The 24737-nt window shown below is 28.2% G+C and carries 25 protein-coding genes and 1 other annotated feature; of the genes, 4 read left to right on the forward strand and 21 right to left on the reverse strand.

From position 1 onward, the window contains the following. Nucleotides 1-120: 120 nt before the first annotated feature. The 3 genes from ACRDBA_RS13075 to gpr form a co-directional block, all read right to left on the reverse strand. The gene (locus ACRDBA_RS13075; RefSeq protein WP_438573366.1) at nucleotides 121-633 is read right to left on the reverse strand and encodes a hypothetical protein; all 513 of its coding nucleotides are present in this window, start codon (nucleotides 631-633) and stop codon (nucleotides 121-123) included. Between the two features lie 193 nt (nucleotides 634-826). Beyond that, the gene (locus ACRDBA_RS13080; protein ID WP_438573367.1) at nucleotides 827-1948 is read right to left on the reverse strand and encodes a stage II sporulation protein P; all 1122 of its coding nucleotides are present in this window, start codon (nucleotides 1946-1948) and stop codon (nucleotides 827-829) included. Nucleotides 1949-2110: 162 nt separating this feature from the next. Then, nucleotides 2111-3085, reverse strand: coding sequence for a GPR endopeptidase (gpr, locus tag ACRDBA_RS13085; RefSeq protein ID WP_438573368.1), 975 nt, complete (start codon nucleotides 3083-3085; stop codon nucleotides 2111-2113). A 195-nt stretch (nucleotides 3086-3280) separates the two neighbouring features. Here gpr and rpsT point away from each other — a divergent pair, with 195 nt between their 5' ends. Then, on the forward strand, nucleotides 3281-3544 hold the full coding sequence (gene rpsT / locus ACRDBA_RS13090; protein WP_438573369.1) for a 30S ribosomal protein S20: 264 nt from the start codon (nucleotides 3281-3283) through the stop codon (nucleotides 3542-3544). Nucleotides 3545-3592: 48 nt separating this feature from the next. Here rpsT and holA read toward each other — a convergent pair whose 3' ends face one another. The 14 genes from holA to ACRDBA_RS13160 all read right to left on the reverse strand — a co-directional run bounded on the left by holA (nucleotide 3593) and on the right by ACRDBA_RS13160 (nucleotide 18859). Further along, on the reverse strand, nucleotides 3593-4624 hold the full coding sequence (holA, locus tag ACRDBA_RS13095) for a DNA polymerase III subunit delta (RefSeq protein WP_438573370.1): 1032 nt from the start codon (nucleotides 4622-4624) through the stop codon (nucleotides 3593-3595). A gap of 16 nt (nucleotides 4625-4640) precedes the next feature. Further along, nucleotides 4641-6338, reverse strand: coding sequence for a ComEC/Rec2 family competence protein (locus ACRDBA_RS13100; protein ID WP_438573371.1), 1698 nt, complete (start codon nucleotides 6336-6338; stop codon nucleotides 4641-4643). Between the two features lie 43 nt (nucleotides 6339-6381). Next, the gene (spoVAE, locus tag ACRDBA_RS13105; protein WP_438573372.1) at nucleotides 6382-6738 is read right to left on the reverse strand and encodes a stage V sporulation protein AE; all 357 of its coding nucleotides are present in this window, start codon (nucleotides 6736-6738) and stop codon (nucleotides 6382-6384) included. Between the two features lie 15 nt (nucleotides 6739-6753). Beyond that, complete coding sequence (spoVAD, locus tag ACRDBA_RS13110; protein WP_438573373.1) at nucleotides 6754-7782, reverse strand: stage V sporulation protein AD; 1029 nt, start codon at nucleotides 7780-7782, stop codon at nucleotides 6754-6756. Nucleotides 7783-7833: 51 nt separating this feature from the next. Next, on the reverse strand, nucleotides 7834-8304 hold the full coding sequence (gene spoVAC, locus ACRDBA_RS13115) for a stage V sporulation protein AC (RefSeq protein ID WP_438573374.1): 471 nt from the start codon (nucleotides 8302-8304) through the stop codon (nucleotides 7834-7836). Between the two features lie 190 nt (nucleotides 8305-8494). Then, nucleotides 8495-9250, reverse strand: a complete 756-nt coding sequence (gene sigF / locus ACRDBA_RS13120) for an RNA polymerase sporulation sigma factor SigF (RefSeq protein WP_438573375.1) — start codon at nucleotides 9248-9250, stop codon at nucleotides 8495-8497. A gap of 9 nt (nucleotides 9251-9259) precedes the next feature. Beyond that, nucleotides 9260-9694: an anti-sigma F factor gene (spoIIAB, locus tag ACRDBA_RS13125; protein WP_438573430.1), complete on the reverse strand. Its 435-nt coding sequence runs from the start codon at nucleotides 9692-9694 to the stop codon at nucleotides 9260-9262. 20 nt (nucleotides 9695-9714) lie between these two features. Beyond that, nucleotides 9715-10050, reverse strand: a complete 336-nt coding sequence (gene spoIIAA / locus ACRDBA_RS13130; RefSeq protein ID WP_438573376.1) for an anti-sigma F factor antagonist — start codon at nucleotides 10048-10050, stop codon at nucleotides 9715-9717. Between the two features lie 304 nt (nucleotides 10051-10354). Then, nucleotides 10355-12649: an AAA family ATPase gene (locus ACRDBA_RS13135; protein ID WP_438573377.1), complete on the reverse strand. Its 2295-nt coding sequence runs from the start codon at nucleotides 12647-12649 to the stop codon at nucleotides 10355-10357. Between the two features lie 162 nt (nucleotides 12650-12811). After that, nucleotides 12812-13486 carry a deoxyribose-phosphate aldolase gene (deoC, locus tag ACRDBA_RS13140; protein ID WP_438573378.1) on the reverse strand — a complete coding sequence of 225 codons (675 nt, stop codon included), beginning with the start codon at nucleotides 13484-13486 and terminating at the stop codon, nucleotides 12812-12814. 107 nt (nucleotides 13487-13593) lie between these two features. Next, complete coding sequence (gene trpB, locus ACRDBA_RS13145; protein WP_438573379.1) at nucleotides 13594-14760, reverse strand: tryptophan synthase subunit beta; 1167 nt, start codon at nucleotides 14758-14760, stop codon at nucleotides 13594-13596. A gap of 92 nt (nucleotides 14761-14852) precedes the next feature. Continuing rightward, nucleotides 14853-15110: a binding site (T-box leader), on the reverse strand. Nucleotides 15111-15155: 45 nt separating this feature from the next. After that, a complete protein-coding gene (locus ACRDBA_RS13150; protein ID WP_438573380.1) occupies nucleotides 15156-16202 on the reverse strand; it encodes a DNA polymerase IV in 1047 nt (348 codons plus the stop codon). An 81-nt stretch (nucleotides 16203-16283) separates the two neighbouring features. After that, complete coding sequence (locus tag ACRDBA_RS13155) at nucleotides 16284-17240, reverse strand: DUF4003 family protein (protein ID WP_438573381.1); 957 nt, start codon at nucleotides 17238-17240, stop codon at nucleotides 16284-16286. Nucleotides 17241-17476: 236 nt separating this feature from the next. Then, complete coding sequence (locus ACRDBA_RS13160; RefSeq protein ID WP_438573382.1) at nucleotides 17477-18859, reverse strand: glycosyltransferase; 1383 nt, start codon at nucleotides 18857-18859, stop codon at nucleotides 17477-17479. Nucleotides 18860-19346: 487 nt separating this feature from the next. On the opposite strand from ACRDBA_RS13160, the gene ACRDBA_RS13165 reads away from it, so the two are divergent. Then, on the forward strand, nucleotides 19347-19508 hold the full coding sequence (locus ACRDBA_RS13165; protein ID WP_438573383.1) for a hypothetical protein: 162 nt from the start codon (nucleotides 19347-19349) through the stop codon (nucleotides 19506-19508). 55 nt (nucleotides 19509-19563) lie between these two features. Here the strand turns inward: ACRDBA_RS13165 and ACRDBA_RS13170 are convergent, their stop codons facing one another. Both ACRDBA_RS13170 and ACRDBA_RS13175 read right to left on the reverse strand, forming a co-directional pair. Further along, a complete protein-coding gene (locus ACRDBA_RS13170) occupies nucleotides 19564-19977 on the reverse strand; it encodes a hypothetical protein (RefSeq protein ID WP_438573384.1) in 414 nt (137 codons plus the stop codon). Between the two features lie 382 nt (nucleotides 19978-20359). Beyond that, nucleotides 20360-20635: a hypothetical protein gene (locus ACRDBA_RS13175; protein ID WP_438573385.1), complete on the reverse strand. Its 276-nt coding sequence runs from the start codon at nucleotides 20633-20635 to the stop codon at nucleotides 20360-20362. Between the two features lie 179 nt (nucleotides 20636-20814). Between ACRDBA_RS13175 and ACRDBA_RS13180 the strand changes: the two genes are divergently transcribed. Next, nucleotides 20815-21345 (forward strand): ferritin-like domain-containing protein, encoded by a 531-nt coding sequence (locus tag ACRDBA_RS13180; protein WP_438573386.1) that lies wholly within the window; start codon nucleotides 20815-20817, stop codon nucleotides 21343-21345. A 235-nt stretch (nucleotides 21346-21580) separates the two neighbouring features. Then, the gene (locus tag ACRDBA_RS13185) at nucleotides 21581-21997 is read left to right on the forward strand and encodes a hypothetical protein (RefSeq protein WP_438573387.1); all 417 of its coding nucleotides are present in this window, start codon (nucleotides 21581-21583) and stop codon (nucleotides 21995-21997) included. A 36-nt stretch (nucleotides 21998-22033) separates the two neighbouring features. On the opposite strand, the gene thiI is transcribed toward ACRDBA_RS13185, so the two are convergent. Beyond that, nucleotides 22034-23188 carry a tRNA uracil 4-sulfurtransferase ThiI gene (gene thiI, locus ACRDBA_RS13190; protein ID WP_438573388.1) on the reverse strand — a complete coding sequence of 385 codons (1155 nt, stop codon included), beginning with the start codon at nucleotides 23186-23188 and terminating at the stop codon, nucleotides 22034-22036. Then, on the reverse strand, nucleotides 23185-24330 hold the full coding sequence (locus ACRDBA_RS13195; protein WP_438573389.1) for a cysteine desulfurase family protein: 1146 nt from the start codon (nucleotides 24328-24330) through the stop codon (nucleotides 23185-23187). Before ACRDBA_RS13195 ends, thiI begins: the two co-directional genes overlap by 4 nt. Nucleotides 24331-24737: the final 407 nt, after the last annotated feature.

Here is a 24737-nt window from a genome sequence, read left to right on the forward strand (position 1 = left end):
TTAAATCAAGCTAAATTATATCATAAATTACATAGTTTATGTCAATATAAAAAATATCTACTAAATTTATTAGGGAATTAGTCCTCTTATGTACTTTAAAATCATACTTTTATCACTCTTTTACTCTAACTCCTTATTAGAGTTATCATTCCTTTGTAAATCTTCATTTGTATTTTGGTTGCTATTTTCCCTTTCATTAATAAAATCATCAACTATGTTATTTAATTTATCATCTTTAACTTCAATGTTTACTTCTTTTTCATTATTAGTATTTTCTTTTATTTTTCCATCAAATTTATTCTTTATACCATTAAAGGTGTCTTTTACTTTAGAAGTCATTATAGAAAATCCCTTTATAAACGGATTTTCCTTTTTTATTCTTACTTCCTTATCTTTTATCTTTATGGTTGTATTTTCATTTTCTTCATCTACTGTATATATCTTTACTGCTGCATTATCCTTTATAAATTCTTTAAAATCATCTCCAAACTCTTCACTTACCATATTATAATTATCTTCACCATTTCCTATAGGCGATAAAGCTTTTGTATTAATTATATTTATAGTTGTAAATCCAACTAAAATGATTAATGTAAAAATTATCATACCTATAATTAAATTTTTTTTAAACAAAAATAAGCACCCCCTAAAATTTATATCTATCTGATGGGCAGCCGTTGTAACACTCCCTCCTCTTCAGGATGGAGCTAACAAGGTCCACGCCCCTAGATAATCAATTTCTAACCTCCAGAGTGAGTTAAAACTCCATCTGAAACTAAGAATTCTGTTTATAAGGATGCTCATATTTTCTATATTTATTCAATTATTATCTATTTAAATATTCAGCTAAAAGTCTAGCAATATATTTTGCTGTTAATTTAGCTTCTTGTGCATTATTGCTATTTGATCCACATTCTATAAGTAATGAATTATCACTTAAGTCTTGGTTAAAGTGATTTTTACCACCATCATATACTGTTGGCTGCTTTAAAAGACCTGGAAATAACGTATCTGATATTGATGTTAATTTATCTGTCATGGCCTTTTGCGCATCATATCTACCACTTAATGAGTCTTGTACAAACATCATTCTCGCTATTGTTTCACCATTTATTTCAGTTACAACTGCATTTCTTGGTGCTGAATCTCTATGAAGATCTATTATTAATTTGAAATCACCATAAGTATTTAAATAAGATTGTACTGTTTCTCCTGATCTTAAGTAACTATCATTATACCCACCTAAACTATGGACTGTTTTATCATGTATAACTGAAATTCCATATCCTTCTTCTAATTCCTTTGCAAGTATTTCTCCAACTCCTATAACATTAAAGTTATTATCTGTAGTATCTTTATCTGCTTCAGCATAATTTTCTGTAGCATGTGTATGATATATTAAAACCTCTGGCTTTGAATTATCTAATGTTTTCTTTAATGATGGGTCATATGCACTGCTTACTTTATTTAATTCTGCAATTTGTTCTGGGGTAAGCTTTGCAACGCTATTATCCTTTAAGCTAAAAGGCTTTAATCCTGCTATCTCTTTATTTGAAACACCACTACCTGACATAACTTCATTACTTCCAACATTAAATAAGCTTAATTCCTTTCCCATAATAGAAAAGGCATTTATATCTCCTAATCCTAAAGCTTCTGAAATTACTGTTTTTACTGATAAGCGATTTTCTTGAAAATCCTCTTCATTATAAGCTTGATTTTCAACTATTGGCATTCCAAAGTTTAAAAGCTGAACATATGCAAATGCTCCTCTTTCATTATTTTCACTTATTATGATAACAGACCTAATAAGCAATATTATTATAAATGCTATTATTACTATATATTCCATACTTATCTTAGAGGTACTTTTAGAGTTATTTCCTTTTGGAGTATACCTACTACTTGATTTTATATTCCTTCTCGATTTTAATTCATACAATTCCATTCCCCCTTTCTTTATATGTATATTTTTATATTTACATAATTATTTATGTCTTAATTAATATTTAATAATTATGTTTCCAAGTAAAAAAAACCCTCACATACTTTAATATATATGAGGGATTTAACATAATTATTAATACTTTTTTATTCTATTTTAAAAATTTTAGTTCATAAATTTATTTATGTCTTCCATATCTAAGTTAGGTTGAATAGCCATATTAATACCATTAGAAATTATCTTAGATAATGATTCTATTACAGCATCTACGTCCTTTGGCGTTACCATTAAATCTCCTATAAAAGGATTTAACACCTCTTTAATTAAAGCATTTTTTTCAACTCTATCAACACTTTTTAACATATTATAAAACTCTTTTCCGGTTTCTGCCTTTCCAATAAGTCCATCCAATAAAAGATCCATTGTATCATTAGCTATAGTTGCTGCATCCACAACTGTTGGTACTCCAACTGCTATAACCTTAACACCTACAGTTTCTTCATTTATTTTCATTCTATGATTTCCAACACCTGCACCTGGTGATATACCAGTATCACTTATTTGAATAGTTCTATTTACTCTTTCTAGCTTTCTTGATCCTAAAGCATCTATACAAATAACAAAATCCGGCTTTATTCTATCTACTATTGATTTTATTATTTCTCCTGTTTCCATTCCTGTAATACCTAAAACTCCAGGAGCTATACAACAAACTGGTCTAACTGAATCATCTATTGCATCTGGCATAACTTCTTTTAAATGTCTTGTTACCATTATTTTTTCTGTTACCTTTGGTCCTAATGCATCTGGTGTTACCTTCCAGTTTCCTAATCCTACCACAAGAGCAGTCTTATCCTCTGGTAAATCAACTAATCTTCCTAATACATTACCTACTACTTTAGACACTTTATCCATAGATTCTCCATCATAATGTGTAAATTCAGGAAAATCTATAGTTATGTAATTTCCGGCAGGTTTACCAAGTTCTTTTCCTGCTTCGTCAGTTTCAATTGTCACTGTTGTTATCTTTATATCCTCTTCAGTTTCCTCGTCAACTATTACTCCGTCTAGCTCTCGCTTGTTTTCTTCCGTGTACATTACCTTAGCTTCAATGGCCAAATCCGTTCTTACACTTATCATAAAATACCTCCAATTTTTCATTTTTCTTTTTATTTTTTCATATATCCTTTTTATTTTTCCTTAATGTTTTAATTTAATACTTGAACTTATAAAGTTTCAGTGTTATAATCTAGTATGTTAAAAACGAACTCGAACGCAGATTTCCCCAAAACTGCAAAAGAGACCCTACAAAATTTTTAAGGGGGTGAATTAGATATGGCAAACATTAAATCAGCAAAAAAGAGAATCAAAGTTACAGAAGCTAAAACTGCTCAAAACAGAATGATAAAATCAGCTTTAAAAACTGCTATAAAGAAGTTTGAAACTGCTGTTACTGCTAACAACGCAGAAGAGGCTAACGTTCTTTTCCCTAAGGCTGTTAAAGCTTTAGACATGGCTGCTCAAAAAGGAGTATGTCACAAGAACATGGTAGCTAGAAAGAAATCAAGATTAGCTGCAAAGTTAAACGCTATGGCGTAATCAAATAAGAAGCCGGTCCATTTGGACCGGCTATTATTTTACATAATTTTACTTAATCATAAAAGATTTAAATAACATAAGCTCCATTTCTGTTTGCTTATCTACTCCAGAAGATTTAAGTTTTTTTTCAGTTTCAATACAAAGTTTCATTAATTCCTGTAATTGCTTTAAAGAAAACTTACTACATTGTGCTGATAATTTTTCTACTACATAAGGATGAAATTTTAACTTTGATGCTATTTCATCGCCTCTTTTTCCCTTAGCTAGTAAAACCTTAATTTTATAAAGCTTATCGTAATTACTTTGTATATTAGAAATTATAAGCATATGCTGATCTGCCTTAAATAATAATTCATCCATTAAATCTAAAGCCTTTTCCACTTTTCTTTGTGATATAAAATCAATTAAATCAAATATATCATCTTCACTTTTGTTTGGAACTAACTTATCTATATCAGCTCTCTTTATTTCTCTTCCATTTGTATAACAAATTATTTTTTCTGCATCCCTCTTTATAATGTCAAAGTTATTTTGTACTTTATCTGCAAAATATCTAACTTCTATCTTACCTATATTAGCTCCTTTTTCTTTAAAAACATCTTCTATTTTCTTATAATATCTATCTCTTTTTAACTTATCACAATAAACTACCTTAGATACTTTTCCTAATGCAGTTAACTTTTTACACTTTTTAGGATTTTCTCTTTTATCGTTAAATACGTAATACATAACAAGTATTGTATATGGTGGTAAATCCTTTAAATATTTAAGTAATTCATTATATGTCTTAGTTCCACTAGCATCAGTTTTTTCCTTTAAAAAGTTTGTTCTATATACTTCTACAACTTTTCTTTCACCCATAAATGGCATAGTCTCGCAAGCATTAACTATCTCTTCAAAGGTAGCTGTCATTCCATCTAACCTTATATAATTTAATTCTTCAAAGTTTGGATCTATTGATTTTTTTACAATTAACCTAATTCCCTCTTTTATTAGTTCTTCGTCTAATCCACAAAATATATATGAGTTATTTAAACTTCCTTTTTTCACTTCTACTTCTAACGCATCAAAATTTATCAAGATAATCTACCTTTCTTTAATCTAATTTTAAAACCTTTTTATCTAAAATAATTATTTCACTAAAGGTTCCTTCGTTGAAATTTATTATATCATATTCAGAGGTTCTTTTGTCTCCAGTAACCACTATTAAAAACTTTCTGCCTTTATTATTTAAAATAATATCTTTATCTAAAAAATCTAAACTAACATCACCTTTTATTTTTAGTGCTTTTATATCCTTATATATTTTAGTTGCTAAAGTAGTATTTTTTATTTTTTCAATATTTAAAGTTTTTTTGGTTTGCACAACTATTCTTTCTCCCTTAAAAGAAACTACTATAGCACCTTCTCTATAATATTTCATTTTAATAAAAGGGCTATATATACATAAACTAATGTATGTCACCATTATAAATGGAATATAAATCATTTTCTTAAACCCCTTTTTATAATAATAACCTCCTAATAATATAGATAAATAAACCGTTGCTACCCCCTCATTTAAATAAACTAACTCTGGTGTTATACATCTTAAAATATCAATAGTTAAATCCATTAATCTAGTAATATAATATGCTATAAAACACAAATAATTAAAAATAATATCAATAGACGAAAAAACTACAATTAAATTTCCTAAAGCCACTATTAAGCTAATTATTGGTGAAAGAATTAAGTTTCCTAAAAGAAAGCTTACAGAAAACTCTTGAAATGTTAATACTAATATAGGAAAAGTAAAAATTTGAGTTGAAATACTTATAGATATGCCTTCCCTTAAATACTTTGGTAACTTATATAATTTTTTATTTATTCTCTTGTTAAAAACAATTATTCCTAGTGTTGCTAAAAATGATAATTGAAAACCAACTTCAAAAATTGAATAAGGCTTAAATAATAATATTAATATTCCTGATAAAGCTAATGCACTTAAAGGACTATAATTTCGTCTCAATGGTATGGCCATATTCATACATATAAGCATTATATATGCACGAATAGTTGATAGTGCTGCCCCTGTAAAAACAACATATATAAAGGCTACTATAGGAGTAATCTTGTCTCCAAATATCTTTTTAAGTAAAGTGTAAACCAATGCCATATGAAGCCCTGAAACAGCTACCGCATGCATTACACCTAAATTTTTCATTTCTACCTTATCATCATTTTCTAAAAAATCTGTATATCCAAATGCCATTGATGTAATTATAGAAGCTCTTCTTGCTCCTATCTTATCTTTAATCTTTAGAAATATTTTTTCTCTTGTATCATACAGTTTTTCTGTAATTCCTCCGTGGATTTTTTTATATTCCTTTACATCATAGCTTCCAACAATTCCTTTATCCCTTATAATTTCCTTATTAAACTCTCCAATTGATAATATCTTTTCTCCTTTTTTTATTCCCTTTAAATCTCCTCTTAAGTAAACTTTTCGTCCATCTATTTCACCTTCTCCTCCATAAAAGCTTATCCTTTTAACAACTATAGTAGTTTCTTTATGAGGCTTAAAATTATAGTAATTATAGTTATTAAAAATACCTATTAAAAAGAAAATTATAGATACTATTACTGCTAAATTTCCCTTATAAAAATAAATTAATATAAAAAAACTGCTAGCAAGGATAATTGCTAGCAGACTATACTTATAGAAAATATAATAAAAAACTGGCGCTAATATAAACATACCAAAAATATATATTAACGGGCTTTTTATATTTTCATAGTCAACTTTATACAATGATATCACCTCACATTGTAATTATTGACTTTATTATTTAATTTTATGACTTAGTTTTTGGATTAAAAATACATGCCATCATATATCCAAAAAATATAGCTGCAGTTATTCCTGCTGCTGTCCCTGTAATTCCTCCTGTAAATGCACCTATTAACCCTTTTTCATTTACAGCTTTAATTGCGCCCTTAGCTAATGAGTTTCCAAAGCCAGGCAATGGAACTGATGCACCGGCTCCTCCTATTTCTATTAATTTATCATATAATCCAAAAGCTCCTAATATAGCACCTAAGGTTACAAAGGTAACTAATATACGAGCTGGTGTCAGCTTTGTTGTATCCATTAATATTTGACCTATAACACAAATAAGTCCTCCTACTATAAAAGCACTCACAAATTGCATAGTAAAATCTCCTTTCTAGTTTACATTAAATTCAATTGCTACAGCATGAGCTATACCTGGAATTGATTCTCCTTGAAGAGATGATGTTGGACTCATTAATGCTCCTGTTGATATTAAAAGAACTTTCTTTATTTCTTTTTTCATTAATCTTTTATAGAAATATCCACAAGAAACTACTGCAGAACAGCCACAGCCACTTCCTCCTGAGTCTGTTTTTTGTGCTTCATCATCAAATATTAAATCTCCACAATCTATATAATTGTTGCTTATATCATATCCATATTCCATCATAAGCTTAGTAGTTATTTCTTTTCCTACCTTCCCCAAATCTCCTGTTGCAATTACATCATAATAATTAGGAGCCCTTCCTGTATCTTTAAAGTGATTAACTAATGTATCTACAGCTGCTGGAGCCATAGCTGCTCCCATATTATTTGCATCCTTTATTCCATAATCCTTAACTACACCTGTTGTAACATGTGTAACTTCTGGATAATTTCCATGTCTTCCAAGAATCATAGCTCCTGATCCTGTAACAGTCCATTGACAAGTTGCACATCTTTGGCATCCATATTCTAAAGGAAATCTAAACTGCCTTTCTGCTGCACTAAAATGTGATGAAGTTGATGCTACTACATACTTTGCAAATCCTCCATCCATAGTCATAGCTGCTAAACTTAAGGATTCTGACATAGTAGAACAAGCTCCATAAAGCCCAAAGAAAGGTATATTTAATTGGCGTGCCGCAAAACATGATGATGTAATTTGATTAAGTAAATCACCTGCAAAAAGATAATCTATATCCTCTTCTTTAAGCTTTGCTCCTGTAATAGCCCCTCTTATTGCTGTATGCATCATTTCACTTTCAGCCTTTTCAAAGGAATCCTCTCCAAATGTGTCATCAGTTAATATTTCATCAAAATAATCCTTTAATGGCCCTTCACCTTCTTTAGGCCCAACAATTGAGTATGTTGAAATTATTTTTGGCGGATTATTTAATTTTACAGTATGTTTACCTATTTTTTTTAAAATTTCCTTACTCATAATTATTCTCCCTAAGTAATTTTTTAATTATTAATTTAAGATATCAAATCTTCAAGTAAATAATTGAATAACATAATATATTATTCCAATTATTACTGAACTACCTATTCCATAAACTAAAACTGGTCCTGCTATAGTAAACATCTTAGCTGCAACTCCAAATACAAAGCCTTCTTTTTTAAATTCAATAGCTGGGGCTACTATAGCATTAGCAAAACCTGTAATAGGTACAACTGTTCCTGCACCACCAAAAGTTGCTATCTTATCATATACTCCCAATCCAGTTAAAAGTGCCCCTAAAAATACCATTATTATTGGTAGCATTATTTTAACTTCTTCATCTGGAAAACCATATTTTAATAATAATACCTGAATTACTTGACCAACAGTGCATATTGCTCCTCCAACCAAAAAAGCCATAAGACAATTTTTCCCTATTTTAGGCTTTGGCTCTGACTCTTTTGTTATTTTTTTAAACTTATCCACTATTCGTTGTTCTTTAGGTGAATGTTTTTTCTGCATAACTATCTCTCCTTTCCAAAGCTATAGAGTTATTATTCCACTTATATTAAATCTAAACCCAAAATTTATTGGTAATTTATTGATATAACTTTATAAAAAAAGATACTTTAACTTTTAAATTAAGTTAAAGTATCTTTTAAAACTTTCTATTCATAATATCATCTCTTTTTCTTTTTATTATCTTAAGTAATTATCCTTCTAATTTTTTTCTCATTTGAACTAACACTTTCTTTTCTATCCTTGAAACTTGCACTTGGCTTATTCCTAAAAGCTTAGCCACTTGAACTTGTGTCTTATCTTTAAAATATCTTAGCATAATTATTTGTCTAGATTTATTGTCTAGGCTTCTTAAAGCTTCCTTTAATGCTATTTTATCTATCATGCTACTGTCTTCTTCACCTTTTTCACTTAATTTATCTATAAGTAAAACTGGTGCACCATCATCTTGATGTATAGTATCATAAAGATACTGCAATCCATTAGAAGATTCTATTGCAAATACTATATCTTCCTTTTCTACCCCTGAAAACTCAGCTAATTCCTCAATAGTTGGTTCTCTATCTAGTTTTTTAGTTAATTGTTCTTTATCAAAATGTAATTTTCTTGCTAAACTCTTAACATTTCTACTTACCTTTATAATTCCATCATCTCTTAGAAATCTTTTTATTTCTCCGATAATCATTGGAACTGCATATGTAGAGAATTTAACATTAAATTTTCCGTCAAAGTTTTTTATAGCCTTTACTAAACCTATAGAGCCGATTTGAAATATATCTTCGTAGTCATAACCTCTATTTAAGAATTTCTTACTAATAGATGCTACAAGCGGAAGATTCATTTCTATTACTCTATTCATAGCCTCTTCATTTCCAGCCTTTGCAAGAGGTATCAATTTTGAATTATCATCATAATTGTATTCCTCTCTTCTCATACTTCCATTTTCCATATACTTCACCTAACTTACTGCATTGAATTTTTTCTTCATTACAACTTTAGTTCCTTGGCCTTTTTTACTTTCAACAGTTAAACTGTCCATAAAGGTTTCCATAACAGTAAAACCCATTCCGGATCTTTCTAGTTCAGGTTTAGAAGTGTACAGTGGTTCTCTCGCTTGATTAATATCCTCTATTCCCATTCCAAAATCTTCAACTGTAATCGTTAATTCTGTGTCCCTTATATACGCACCTATTTTTATTATGCCCTCTTTTTTGTTATTATAACCATGAATTATAGAATTAGTTACAGCTTCTGAAACTGCTGTTTTTACATCACTTATTTCTTCAACTGTAGGATCTAACTGTGAAACAAATGCTGCTACTGCAACTCTTGCAAATCCTTCATTTTGTGATATGCTCATTAATTCTATACTTACTTTATTATCTACATCCATCATAGCCTAAACCCCTCCATTTAAATGCACTTTACTGCTTCATCTATACTGTTATAGGATTCTATTATTTTATACATCCCTGAAATTTCAAACACCTTGTTAACTGTTTTATTTACATCTGCAACACATACTTTCCCATCTCTATTTTGCATCTTTTTAAATCTTCCTATTACAACACCTATTCCTGAGCTATCCATAAAAGTTACCTGGCTAAAATCTAATATAACTTTTTTTATGTTATCTCTATCTATTCTATCGTCTATTTTTACTCTAACCTCTTCAGCACTGTGGTGATCTAATTCTCCTAATAAACTTATTACAAGTTTGTCCTGATTTTTATTAAATTTAAGATACATGTTAAATACTCTAAAGATTTCACTCTAGAGTAATTCACCTCCTTTGGGAATTTATTTTTTCCTTCTTTTTCCATAATTTTAACATATTAGTTTATTCATAGTCAAATATAAAAATAACTATTAATAAATATTTAATTTTATTTTTAAGCTTATTTTTAAAAATTCTTTTAATACATAACTTAAATAAACTATAAGTTAATAATTTTTTATATTTAAAAAGCATCTAAATTAAGAAATATACTTCTACTTAGATGCTTTTAACAATCAAATATTTAATTTTATAAATTATACTTTAAGTTATTCCTTAATCATCATTTTTACTCTTATATTTTTTTATTTCTCCTTTTATTGTTTCAAAAAATCCCTCTATAGTTTCACCTTCATTTAAAATCATGGTTTCTATAGCATCATCTAAAGTATTCATAACATATATATGGAAGTCTCCTCTTTCAATTGCCTCTTCCACCTCTGGTATTAAAATAATTTCATCTCTGTTTGAATTTGGTACTAATACCCCCTTGTTTTCTATTGTATCTACAAGCTTACAAACCTTATAGAAACCTTCTATTTTCTCATTTACTCCACCTATAGGCTGAACTTCTCCAAATTGGTTTAAGGAACCTGTTACAGCTATATTTTGTCTTATCGGCCTCTTACTTAATGCAGATAGTAAACATATAGATTCTGCTACTGATGCACTATCACCTTCTATTAATCCGTATATTTGTTCAAAGCTAAGATGAAAATCTACTGGAATTTCTTCATAAGGATTTAATATATTGTAAAGTAATCCTTCTAATATATTTATAGATTTTTCATGTATCTTACCACTTAAATGACTTTCCTTATGAATATCTATAATTCTTCCTGATCCTTTATAAGCAATGCAAGTAACTCTCATAGGCTTTCCAAAGGAATGATATCCTGTATCTAAAACCGCTAAAGCATTTATAGATCCAACTTTCTTTTCATTTACTGAAATAAGGATTTTCTTTTCTAAATACATTTTTATAAACTCTTCTTCTACCTTTTCCCCTTCATAAGCTATCTTTAAAATAGATTCTCTTGTTATAGCTTTATCTCCCTTATCCTTTGAATAATTATTTGCTAGTATTATTAGCTTATCTATGTCAAAATCATCTATATTTATTTTACTTTTACTACTAGCCTTTCTAGATAAATATTTCAAAATTTCCTTTGATCCATCCTCTTCTAGAGGCATTAAATTATTTTCTTTTATTTGATTATCTAAATACTTCTTAAGATACATACTTACATTATCATTCATATCTACCATAGTATCGAATTCAGCCCTTAAATGAAATAACTTTCTAAAGTCTTCATCTGCATTATAAAGAGCATCATAAGTTTCATAATCACCAATTATTATAACCTTAAGCTTTAATGGTATAGGTTCTGGCTTTAATCCATTAATAGACATAAATTCTACATATCCCTTTGATGTATCGTAAGTTACCTTGTTTGACATTAAAGCCTTCTTTAAATAATAATAACTATAAGAATTAGTTGCTAATGCATTTATTCTTAATATTAAACAGCCTTCATTTGCCTTTAAAACTGTGCCTGCATTTATTAAAGATATATCTGTTGTATAAACACCATTATGGTTTTCATACTCTATAAACCCCATTAAATTATTAATACTTGGATCTTCTTCAAAAATTACTGGTGGATGTGTATTCATACTATTATCTACCAACACTTGAACATTATATTTATTTATAGCTTGATTTAACTCTTCTTCATCTTCGTCAATATCCATTGTATAGCAATTTACAATTTCTTTTTCTATTTCAACAAATAACCTTTCTAAGTATTCATAAGCACTATCATCATTAATAAATTCTAAAAGCGCATCATCTTTAAAGTCTTCCATATGCTCAGTTAAAAACTCACTATAAATATCCTTTAATTTTTTCATAGATTTTACTTCTACATCTTTTAGTTTATCTAAAACTAATTCTGCCTTTTTCTTTAAAACAGATGCCTTAGATACTATTTTTTCCTTTGCATCCTTTTCAAGCCCATCATATTCTTTTTCTGTCATTATCTCTCCATTTTTTAATGGAATAAATGCAAATCCCTTTGTTGTTGCCTTAACATCAAATCCCTCTTCCTTTGCCATATCCATTAATTCTGAGACATAATTATTTCTCTTATTTTGTATTTCATCTATTAATGTATCCTTTTCACCTTCTGAAGAGCTACTATAAAACTCTTCAATTACATCTATATATGATTCTTTTATACTTTCTACCGTATCCTTTAATTTTTTTCCATTACCATTTTCCACAAATAATGATTCTGGTTTTTTATCATCTTCTAAAACCACATAACATATATCCTTAGGAGGTTCTAGACAACTATACTGCTCCTCTATATATTTAGTTAATTTTTTTAATTTATCCTTTGAAAAGGAATCTATTAAATATAGGTTATACCCATCCTTGTCAATATTTAATGCTCTGCCAACTTTTTTATAGGCATCCTCTAATTCAGGTACTTTATATTCCTCATCATATTGACCCTTAAAGTCAAGCTTAAATTTTATTTCTTGTGGAGTTAATTCTTTTTTCATATATTCCCACTTAAAAACTGTACTTGTGTACAATTTTATAGAAGCAGTTCCCCCCTTTTTTAGTTAATTAATATATTAATATTCTTAAATTTCTATTTTAGGGATAAACTTTTGAAAAAAAATAAAAAAAGAGTTCGGCATAAACCGAACTCTTTTGCAAAATTAGTAATTTGAATTAGAAACTGTTCCTTCACATATAGCTATTGAAGCTGAAGCTCCTATTCTTGTAGCTCCATTTTCTATCATAAGTAAAGCGTCTTCATTGCTTCTAACTCCACCTGAAGCCTTTACTCCCATTTCTGGCCCTACTGTTTCTCTCATTAATTTAATATCTGCTGCTGTAGCCCCTCCTGTTGAGAATCCTGTTGATGTCTTAACAAAATCTGCTCCAGCTTCCTTTGATAATTGACAAGCTATTACTTTTTCTTCATCAGTTAAAAGACAGCTTTCTATTATAACCTTTGTTATTGCCTTTCCTCTTGCAGCATCTACTACTGCTTTTATGTCATTTCTTACATAATCTAAATTTCTTTCTTTTAATTTTCCAACATTTATAACCATGTCAACTTCAGTTGCACCATTTTTTATTGTATCTTCTGTTTCAAATGCTTTAACAGCTGTAGTTGTTGCTCCTAAAGGGAACCCTATAACTGTACAAACCTTTACTTCACTACCTTCTAATATTGTAGCTGCTTTTTGAACCATTGATGGATTAACACAAACTGATGCAAAATTATATTTAACTGCTTCTTTGCAAAGTGTCATTATTTCCGCTTCAGTAGCTTCTGGCTTTAATATAGTATGGTCTATCATTCTAGCTAATTGTTCTTTATTCATCTTAATACCTCCGTAGCATTAACCTTTTTTCTTTAGCACATTAATTATAAATCAAAAACTCCCTTTATTAAAGGGAGTTTTTCTGAATATATATAATAATATTAATTTTATTTCAATTTTTCCATTAATTCATAAATATCTTTATCTCCTCTTCCTGACAAATTAACTATTATATATTCATTTTTATCTATTTCCTTAGCATATTTTAATGAATAAGCTATTGCATGAGAGCTTTCTATTGCTGGAATTATTCCCTCTAGCTTTGATAATAATTTAAAGCCCTCTAACGCTTCTATATCTGTACATGGTACATATTTAGCTCTTCCTCTATCCTTTAAATAGGCATGCTCAGGACCTACTCCTGGATAATCTAATCCTGCTGATATAGAATACGCCTCTAAAGGCTCACCATCATCATCTACTAAACAAATAGTATTCATTCCATGAACTACAGCTTCTCTTCCCATGGTCATAGTAGCAGCATGCTTTACAGTTTCAACACCTTCTCCTGCTCCCTCAACGCCTATTAAAGAAACATTATCATCATTTATAAAATCATTAAATATCCCTATAGCATTACTTCCTCCCCCAACACAAGCTATAATTGCATTAGGAAGCTTTCCTTCCTTTTCCATACATTGTCTTTTAGCCTCTTCTCCAATTATCTTTTGAAAATCCCTTACTATAGTTGGATACGGATGTGGCCCAACTGCTGATCCTAAAACATAAAAGCTATTATCTATATCCTTAACCCATTCCTCTATTGCCTTGTCTACAGCTTCCTTTAATGTTCTTGTTCCATGAGTAACTGGCACTACTGTTGCACCTAAAAGCTCCATTCTAAAAACATTTAGTTTTTGTCTTCTTATATCTTCTTCACCCATATATACAGTACAATCCATTCCCATTAATGCTGCAACTGTTGCTGTAGCAACACCATGTTGTCCTGCTCCTGTTTCTGCAATTACCTTTGTTTTTCCCATTCTTTTAGCTAACAGCATTTGACCTACAACATTATTTATTTTATGAGCACCTGTATGGTTTAAATCTTCTCTTTTTAAATATATTTTCCCTCCACCTACATACTCTGAAAGCCTTTTGGCAAAATAAAGAGGTGTTTCTCTTCCTACATAATCTTTTAAATAATAATTTAGTTCTTTTTTAAATTCATCACTATCTTTAAATTCTAAATATGCTTCCTCTAATTCATTTAAAGCTTTAATTGCCTCTTGCGGTACAAATTGTCCACCAAATTTTCCAAAATATTTTTCCATTTAATACACCCTCCTATATTGACGATGCTTAGATAAAAATCCTTTGTTTAGTTTAAGCTTTGGGAAAATAAAAAAAGCCATATCACTCCCACACATGGGACGATATAGCTCGCGTTGCCACCCAAATTAGAAATATGTTTTAATCATATTTCTCACCTTACTTAGATACGGAAATAAATTTCGATATCCTACTCTTATAACGCAGAGATACGGCTTAACTACTTTCTTAAAAGAGTTCATCTTGCATCTACCAGAGCCCATTCTTATATTCCTCCACTACCATTCCTTTCACCAACCGATGGCTCGCTTAAGCTTTAAAATATAATACTATCTCTAGTCACAGATTTTAATTTCTACTTTATTATATGCATAATCTTCTAAATTGTCAATAAATTTTACAATAAGCTTAATTGCTCTACAGTATTTTCTTTAAAAGACGAAATTGTAAGTCCGATAAGCCTTACTCCTCCTTCTAAATCTTCTATTTCTAAAACTTCCTTACATACCTTATAAAAATCTTCAAACTCATTGGTATAGTAATTTAAGGTTTTACTTCTTGTATGACTTTCAAAATCACTAGTTTTATATTTTACAGTAATAGTTTTTCCCTCGATACTTCTTACTTTTAAATCTTCACTTATTTTAATTGAAAACTCTTTTAAATATAAAAGTAATTCATCCTTATCACTAGTATCGCCTTTTAAAGTCCTTTCTCTTCCATAAGACTTTCTTTCCCTTTCAACCTTAACTTCTCTATTATCTATTCCACGAATTCTATAGTAAATATCTATTCCATACTTCCCTAAATATTCACTGAAAAACTCCGTAGGCATACTATATAAGTCTTCTACCTTAAAGAAACCCATATTATTAAGCTTTTGCTGAGATTTTGTCCCTAGACCATGAATTTTAGAAATATTTAAAGGTTTTAATATATCTGGTACCATATCTCTAGTAATTATTTTTATTCCACTTGGCTTATTCCAATCTGAAGCAAGCTTAGCTAAAAACTTATTATATGAAATACCTATAGATAATGTTAATCCTATTTCTTTTAAAACCCTTCTTTTTATATAATAGGCTGCTTCTAAACCATTATTAAATCGTCCCCCAGTTAAATCTAAGTAAGCCTCATCTATAGATAATGGTTCTACAAGAGGAGTAACATCTCTAAAAATTTCAAATATCTTTTCAGATACCTCTTTATATCTCCAATGCCTAGTTCTTAAATATATACCATGAGGACAAAGTTTTTGTGCTATAAATATTGGCATTGCTGAATGTATCCCATATTTTCTAGCTTCATATGAACAGGTAGCTACAATACCTCTTTCACTAACTCCACCTACTATCACAGGCTTTCCCTTTAAGCTTTTATTATCAAGTACCTCTACGGCTGCAAAAAAAGCATCCATATCAACATGAAGTATTATGTTTTCCATTTTACAACCTCCTTTGCATAATATATATAATAACCTAAAAAACCCCTAAAGACTAAATTATAATCTTTAGGAGTTTTATCTTTAAATTGAAACTAATACTTCTGAAAAAATTCCTTTATTTTTAGATTTGATAAAGCAATATACTCCATGAGCTAAAAGCTCATCTATATATCTTCTTTTGTCTGAAATAGTACAAAATGAAACTATGCAAGTTGCAATAATAGTTCTAAATCCCTTGTCCATATAATATTCATACTCAGCTTCTTCCTCGCATAATAACTCAATTACACCTTCTACTAAATCTACATTTTTTCTTGGAGTAACATTTGACAATACTCCTAATAAAGGCAGAAATTGATTAGCTAATTTTATATCTCTTTTTTCTAATTGTAATATAAATTCTACTGTTCTATACATATGACCTGATGATCCATTTAATATTACTGCATTAGTTAATCCTTGTATTCCATTTTTAGACTTAATATTTAAGTTAGCCATATGATTAAACACAGTATCAATAAATTCATTTATTGTATCTACATCAATATCATTTAATGCCCATAAAGCACAAATTAAATAATCATCTTCTTGAGTAATATTTTCATATCTCTCTTTTAAAAGCATAAATACTTCTTTCATTTTATCTATTATAGTTAGCTTGTCCTTATTTTTTGAATATTTTACTATTACAAAAGATGTAAGAACTAAATGATCACATTCTTTAAATCCTTCTTCCACTAATAAATCCATTACATTATACATTTCATCTATTATTTTTTTTTCATCGCTATTTTCTAATGCTATTAATAAAGATAACATATATAGTGTGTCCCCCCTAAAAGGAGATACTCTTGAAGAAGTATTTTTTATATATTTTCTTATTTCCTTTACTCTTTCTACAGGAATATCTTTCTCATAATGAGCATATATCAATGATGCAAAGTGATTTAATAAATCACCATCATTTCTTAATGTATCTTTTGCCGATCTATAATTCTCAATTGTCAGGTCTATTCTGTCTTTGAGAAATTTCTCCATAAATTATATTCCCTCTCCTTACCTCTAAGCATATTCAACTTTACATTCCTATTATACTATAATTTATGTGTCAACTTCATAACAAAACTATTATTTTTTATATAATTTTATTTCCAATAAAGTTTAATTATCCTATTATTTTTTTGTTTTAAAAGCCTTACACACATAACTATTAACCCCAATTGGAGTGTTTTATTTATTAATTATACTCTAACTGAAGTTAATATTATTTACAATTATATTACTTTTTTAAAATCAACTACAAAATGTTCACTAACATAGTGAATTTCCAAATCTTCTGATGTTATTTCCTTAAGTTTTTGTAATAGCATATTATCTTCGTAGCTAATATATCCTGCATAACCTTGTCCCACGGTCATAGTAAAGCCACTTTCAGAAAATATATTAGCTATATCTTGTAATGAAAATAAATTTTTATATTTTATATTCTTACTTCTTTGATGTGTATAAAAATTACCTCTTAACAATTCCTTTATATTTGAAACATACATAATGTTTTTAATATTTAATATCATATGTCCTTCTGACTTTAAATGCTTACTAATATTACTTATAAATTCCTTTGGATTATCTATATAATGAAGCTTATCGTTTAAAATTATATAATCAAAAAAATTCTCTTTAAAATCTAATGGAAACTCATCAATTTTTTTAGTAGATAAAGATACATTTTTCTTAGTTATAGATGCTACTTTTTCATCATTTTCTATTCCATATATATTACATTTAGGATATTTATATTTTAAAATCATTAAATTCATTCCTGATCCACAGCCTACTTCTAAAACATTAAATTCTCTTTCTTCATCTTCTTTAATTAATGAAAGTAAATCTTCTCTTACATCAGCCACTAACCCATGATCAAATCCCCATTTTTCATTAAATTTTTCTCTATTTGATCCAAAATGACTATATATATCAGGATTGTCCCTAAATGTGGCACTTCCAATATGATGAATAAATGTATCTCTACAAACTAATAACTTATATCCCTTTTCTATCATTCTAAGTGCTAAGTCACAGTCCTCATAATTTCCTGGAGAATATAATTCATCTAATTCTTCTCCAACTTCTATAAATGCACTTCTCTTTATTAGCATACAATATCCTATTAATAAAAGCTTACTTTCCCACTTTCTTGGATTAGATATATTTATTTCTTCAGCAAAACGTATCATTGCTTCCATATCTTCTCCATACGGAAATTTTATACTTTGCTGATTTGCTACACAATTAGAAATTGGACCTACTGCCCCTACTTCATAACTACTATATAATGCTGTTTTTAAATTATCTAACCATCTAGGTGTAAGAACTGTATCATTATTTAAAAGTAAAATATCATTTTCCTTTTCTGCTACTCTTATACCTAAGTTACACCCTGCTGGAAACCCCAAATTTTCTTCATTTAAAATTACCTTAATATCCTTTTGATTTTTTAACCATTCTCTAGTTCCATCTGTTGAATTATTATCTACTACTATTATTTCATAAGTTCCCTGTTCAGTGTACTTTCTTATGCTTTCAATACAAGCCTTTGTAACATCTAATTTATTAAAGGTTAATATAATCATAGATGTTTTAACTTCTATTCCCATTTATATCACTCCCTACATTATTTAACTCTATACCACCATCACCTCTAAGTTGGACTAATATTCAAGAATTTGCCTTTACTTTTATATTTCCAACTCTTATTAAATTCTCTAAATAGCAATTAAATAATCTCTCTCCTAAGTATGCAAAATTTTTAACATTAGAATCTGAATTTGCAATATTATCTCCTACATCCGAAGCTAGCGAATTGCTCCCATTTACTGATATTCCACTTCTTACATATATATGAGAAAGTGTATCTGTTTATACTCTAGCGTAAGTAAAGTGATGTATAACATAAATCCCCCCCAAATATAAATTATGTCCTCTTTAAATAACATATCTTAATATAATATGTAAAAATAAAAGCCATTGTTACTATGTTACTCACAATATTTTATATATATGAATAAAGTATATATAAATAATTTACTAGTATTAATATCCTATATCTGGACATATTATTAAATAATAAGGAGTTGATAAATTATGTGTATTGGATCCCATGAAATTGTTACAGATGATATTAAAGCTACTTTCGATAACTATAATATAAACTTAAATGAATACATTAGTCTAAGTAATAATGTTTTTTCTGATACTTCTATATATCAGCTAATAAATGATACTGAGCCAAACACCACTAAGTAAACGTATTCTTTAATGTATAAAAAATAGAAGCCCATATAAGCTTCTATTTTTTATATTATTCAACTTGCTTTAAAAGTCTTTTCATTAAATCTTTTAGCTTTACTTCTCCTAACTCTTCATGAGCTATAACAATAACTAACTTAATATCGTTATCTGAAGGATCCCATTTATATGATTTTATATCTAATATAGAATCCTCTGGCATAAACTCTTCCATATCTGTAGCAATTTCTTCTGCTAAAGTTAAGTATTCATCAAATAATTCATCTTCACTTAATTCACTTGGATCGTAATCCTCTTTTAATATTTCATTTAATATAGAAACATCAACACTTAAGTTGTACGCAAGTATATCTTCCCTTTTTGATCCCTTACTCATATCCTTTATAACTTTAAACTCTGAATTATTTTCTATACTTCCTTTTACTTCTTCACTATCTAAAACTCTATTTCCAAATGCTATGTACATATTAATACAACTCCTCTAATCTATATTTTTACTTTATGTAATATAATTAAATTTACTATTATTTTTGTATTTATACTTATGTATTAATAAATTTATTCTATCTTATATTTATTAATAGAAATTTTTTATTCATAGGCCATAATCTCTTTATTTTTGCAAATTTACTCTATTAAAGCAAATTATTAATATTTTTTAATTAATCATATAATGATATATATAAATATTGGGAGGTTATTTTTATGGATTTTATCAAAACTCTATTATCAAAAATAAGTATTTCCTTTAAAAACTATCTAAATACAACTTATCATTATTAATAAATCAAAGATTAATACTTTAACCTTAAAAAGGAGTTATACCCTGATGCATAACTCCTAATTTATTATATGCTTCTTATGTAAAAACCTTTATTATAAACTTCTTTATCATATTTAATTTCTATGTCATTACATAGCTTTTCATCTTTTTTTGCAATAACAAAATTAATTTCATTTATTAATACATTTATATCATCATCACTTTTAAAATCTGCATAAATATCATAAGCAGGCTTTCCACACCCTACTGCTGCTACCTTTACTCTTACATATTCATTACTACTTTCCTTTAAAAGCTCTAACAAACCATTTTTAGCTTTATCATCAAATATTATATTCATTTTACCACCAATCTTTCCCTTTAAATTATTATAATAATATATTACTACTTATTTTGTTAAATACAAGAAATATTTATTCATATCAAGCTATATTTAATATATTAATTTAATTCAATTGACGCAATATCAATTCCCAATGCATAGAATACTATTATTAATACTTATTAAAAGGAGAGTATATGAAAAGTGACTTAAGGGAATTACCTAAATCTTATCATTCTGATTTACCTTATCCTAAAATAGAAGTTGATGGACCTAATATCGAATATGCACACCTAATTCAAGTTAATTATGCTGGCTTAATTTCTGAATTTTCTGCTGTAACTCAATATATATATCAAAAAATAGCATTATTTAATGATTATCCAGAAATAGCTTCTACATTACTTGGAATTTCAGAAGTTGAAATGCTTCACTTAAATATGATAGGTGAAATAATAACACTTCTAGGTGGAACTCCTGGCTATTTTATATCTAAAAAAAATAAAAACTTAAATTGGTCTCCTAGCTTTCTAAATTACACAACTACTATAAGTGAACTTTTAACTCTAAACATAAAAAATGAAGAAGCAACAATTGAACAATATAGAAAAACTGCAAATTTAATTCCTGATGAAAATATAGTAGCTATTATTAATAGAATAATCTTAGATGAAGAATATCATATAAAATTATTTAAATCTCTATACGATGAATATGTTTGTGAATAATATAAAAAAAGAGTAAAATATTTTTTTATTTTGCTCTTTTTTAATATTATTCCTTGAATTAACATAAAATCATATTATGATAAAGTTAAAATTAATATTTTTACTTAATCATTTACATATACTTAAGATATATATAATTTTTTATTTAATATAATAATGAAATATGTTATAATGACCTTATTATTACATATAATTTATTTAGTTTACATTATTCATTTATAAAGGAGATATAATTATGGGTTTCAAAGATAAGATGACTGAATATTTTTCAGATGCATATATGCAAAAATATGGGGATAGAATGACTAGTGCAACTGGTACTGTTCTATCAGTTAAAATTGAGGAAAAAAATTTCCTAGGTATTATGAGAACTATCGAGGCTCATATATTAGTAAAACCTGAAGCTGGTAGAGGAATGATTAAAAGCTTATATAAGAAAAGAAGATGGTTTAAGAAACCTGAATTTATAGATATAAAACAAGGACATAAAGTTATAATAATGGGTATTCAAGGTGAAAAAGGAAAAGACAATTCAGATGTTATGACAATAACAAATATTGCAAACTTAACTACTAGAAAAGATCTTCATCCAATGGATCACTCACAAATAAAGAAAGCAAGACAACAAGCAGTTAAAATGAGATCTAGATAAAAATAAAAAAACAGCCATATTGGCTGTTTTTTATTTTTATCTAAAAGTTATAACTTCCATTTCTTCTATTGCCTTTTTAACAAGAGTATCTATATCTAAAACTGATTCTGATTTTCTTATAGCATCTACTCTTGGCTTAGTTTTAGGATGCTTTGGAACGAATATTGTACAACAATCTTCATAAGGTAAAATTGATGTTTCGTAAGTTCCTATTTTTCTTGCAATATCCATAATATCTGTTTTATCCATTGCTATTAATGGTCTAAAGGCTGGTCTATCTGCACAATCATTACTAACCATTAATCCTTCCATAGTTTGACTTGCAACTTGACCTATACTTTCACCTGATGAAACTGATTGAACTCCTCTTTGCTCTGCTAGCTCACATGCTACTCTCATCATAAATCTTCTCATTATTATTGTTAATTCATCATCTTTACACCCATTCATTATAGCCATTTGTATTTCTGTAAATGGAACTATATATAAATTAACTTTTTCTGTATAATTAGCTAATATTTTTGCTAAGTCTTTAACCTTATCCTTTGCTCTTTCAGATGTATAAGGATGGCTATGATAATATACACAATGAAGCTCTACACCTCTTCTAGCCATTAAATACCCTGCTACAGGTGAATCTATTCCTCCTGATAACATAAGCATAGTGCTACCATTTATTCCGTAAGGAAGCCCTCCTACGCCTTTTAGCTTATCTTTAGTTGTAAATACGTATGCTCTTTCTCTTATTTCTACATTAACTAAACACTCTGGATTTTTTACATCTACTTGAAGCCCCTCATATTTATGAAGAACATATCCTCCAACTTCACGAGATGTTTCTATAGAGTTTTTAGGGAATACCTTATTAGCTCTATTTGTTTCAATCTTAAATGTTTTAGGTGCAGCTTCTTTAACTTTATTTAACGCTTCTTCCTTTATAGCTTGCATATCTCTTTGTACTTCAGTTACTATACAAACTTCAGCAACTCCAAAGACCTTTCTTGTTCTTTCTGCTGCTTCTTCTATATTATCAGATTTTATAAAGTATCTTCCTTGGTCTACTACAATTTCATATTCTAACCCTTTAAGCTTTTTCTTTATATTGTCTCTTAATTTTTTTTCAAATTTATTTCTATTTAATCCCTTTAAAAATATCTCTGAAGCATATTTTACTAATATTAACTTATTCATCGTCTTACTCTCCTTAAAAACATTAATGAACCTTTTAAAACCTCAATAACCTTATCTACTTCTTCTTTTGTGTTTTCTGTTGAAAATGAAAATCTAATCGCACTTTCTACCTCATTAGGCTTTAGCTTTAAAGCCTTCATAACATAGCTTCCAGATGCTGCACTTGATTTGGATGTACAAGCCGATCCAGTAGCTACATAAATTTCTCCATCCTCTAAAAGATGTAATAATACTTCTGCTCTTACACCTATAAATGAAACATTTAAAATATATGGACTAAAGCCTTCTTCTAAAGGACTATTAATTCTTATATCTTTAATTTCTGAAATTTTTTCTATCATATATTCTTTTAATTCACTTACATATTTAAAATTACTTTCCATATTTTCCATAGAAATTTCACTAGCTTTTTCTAAACCTATAGCCCCAGGTATATTTTGAGTTCCTGCTCTTATTCCACCTTCTTGGCTTCCACCTTTTATAAGAGAATTAATTACTATACCTTTTTTTATGTAACAAAAACCTATTCCCTTTGGCCCATGAATCTTATGTCCAGCAACAGAAAGCATATCTATATTCATTTTCTTCACATCAATAGGAATTTTTCCATAGGATTGAACTGCATCTACATGAAATCTTGCTCTTGTAGACTTTTCTCTTATTACCTTTCCTATTTCCTCTATATCTTGAATTGCTCCCATTTCATTATTTAAATGCATTATTGAAACTAAAACCGTATCCTTACATATAGCTTCCTTTAAATCTTCTAGTGATATTTTACCATTAGAATCTACATCTAAATAAGTAACTCTTACTCCATTTTTCTCTAATTCTTCACATGTCATCAATACTGAATGATGTTCAAATGTAGTAGTTATTAAATGATGACCTGGCTTTACTATTCCTTTTATAATTAAATTATTTGCTTCACTTCCACCTGATGTAAAGTATATTTCATCCTTATTTCCCTTAATAGACTTTGATAAACTTTCTCTAACCATATTAAGCTTCTTTTCAGACTTTATTCCTAAATTATGAAGAGATGATGGATTTGCATAAAATTCTCTCATTCCATCTGCAACTGCATTAATTACTTCTTCATAAGGTTTAGTTGTAGCAGCGTTATCAAAATAAATCTCCATTTTATCACTCCTCGCCTACTTTTTATTATTCTCTATAATAAAGCTTCATATGTATTTACTTTTCGCATTTTATTACCCACTATTTTTATATGTTTAATAAGGCTTAATATATCATATTTTTTTATATTTTAAAAGTATATTATTGGTTTATTAATAACTTTTATTAAATTATTATTAAAGATAAATATTTAAAGCTATGTAATAAACATTTTGATTTATTACATAGCTTTACTTTTTAGTCCTCTTCCTTTTCTTCCTCTTCTTTATTTTTATATTCTATCCAAAGTATAAATGTAGTAATTGCTAAAATTACAAATACAGTCCATAATAATTTGAAGTCCATAAAAATATCTCCTAAATTTACTAGTTAGTATATTCTACTATTGAATTTATTAATTTATACAAAA

The sequence above is a fragment of the Clostridium sp. genome (assembly GCF_051654825.1).
In the GTDB taxonomy this organism is placed as follows: domain Bacteria; phylum Bacillota; class Clostridia; order Clostridiales; family Clostridiaceae; genus Clostridium.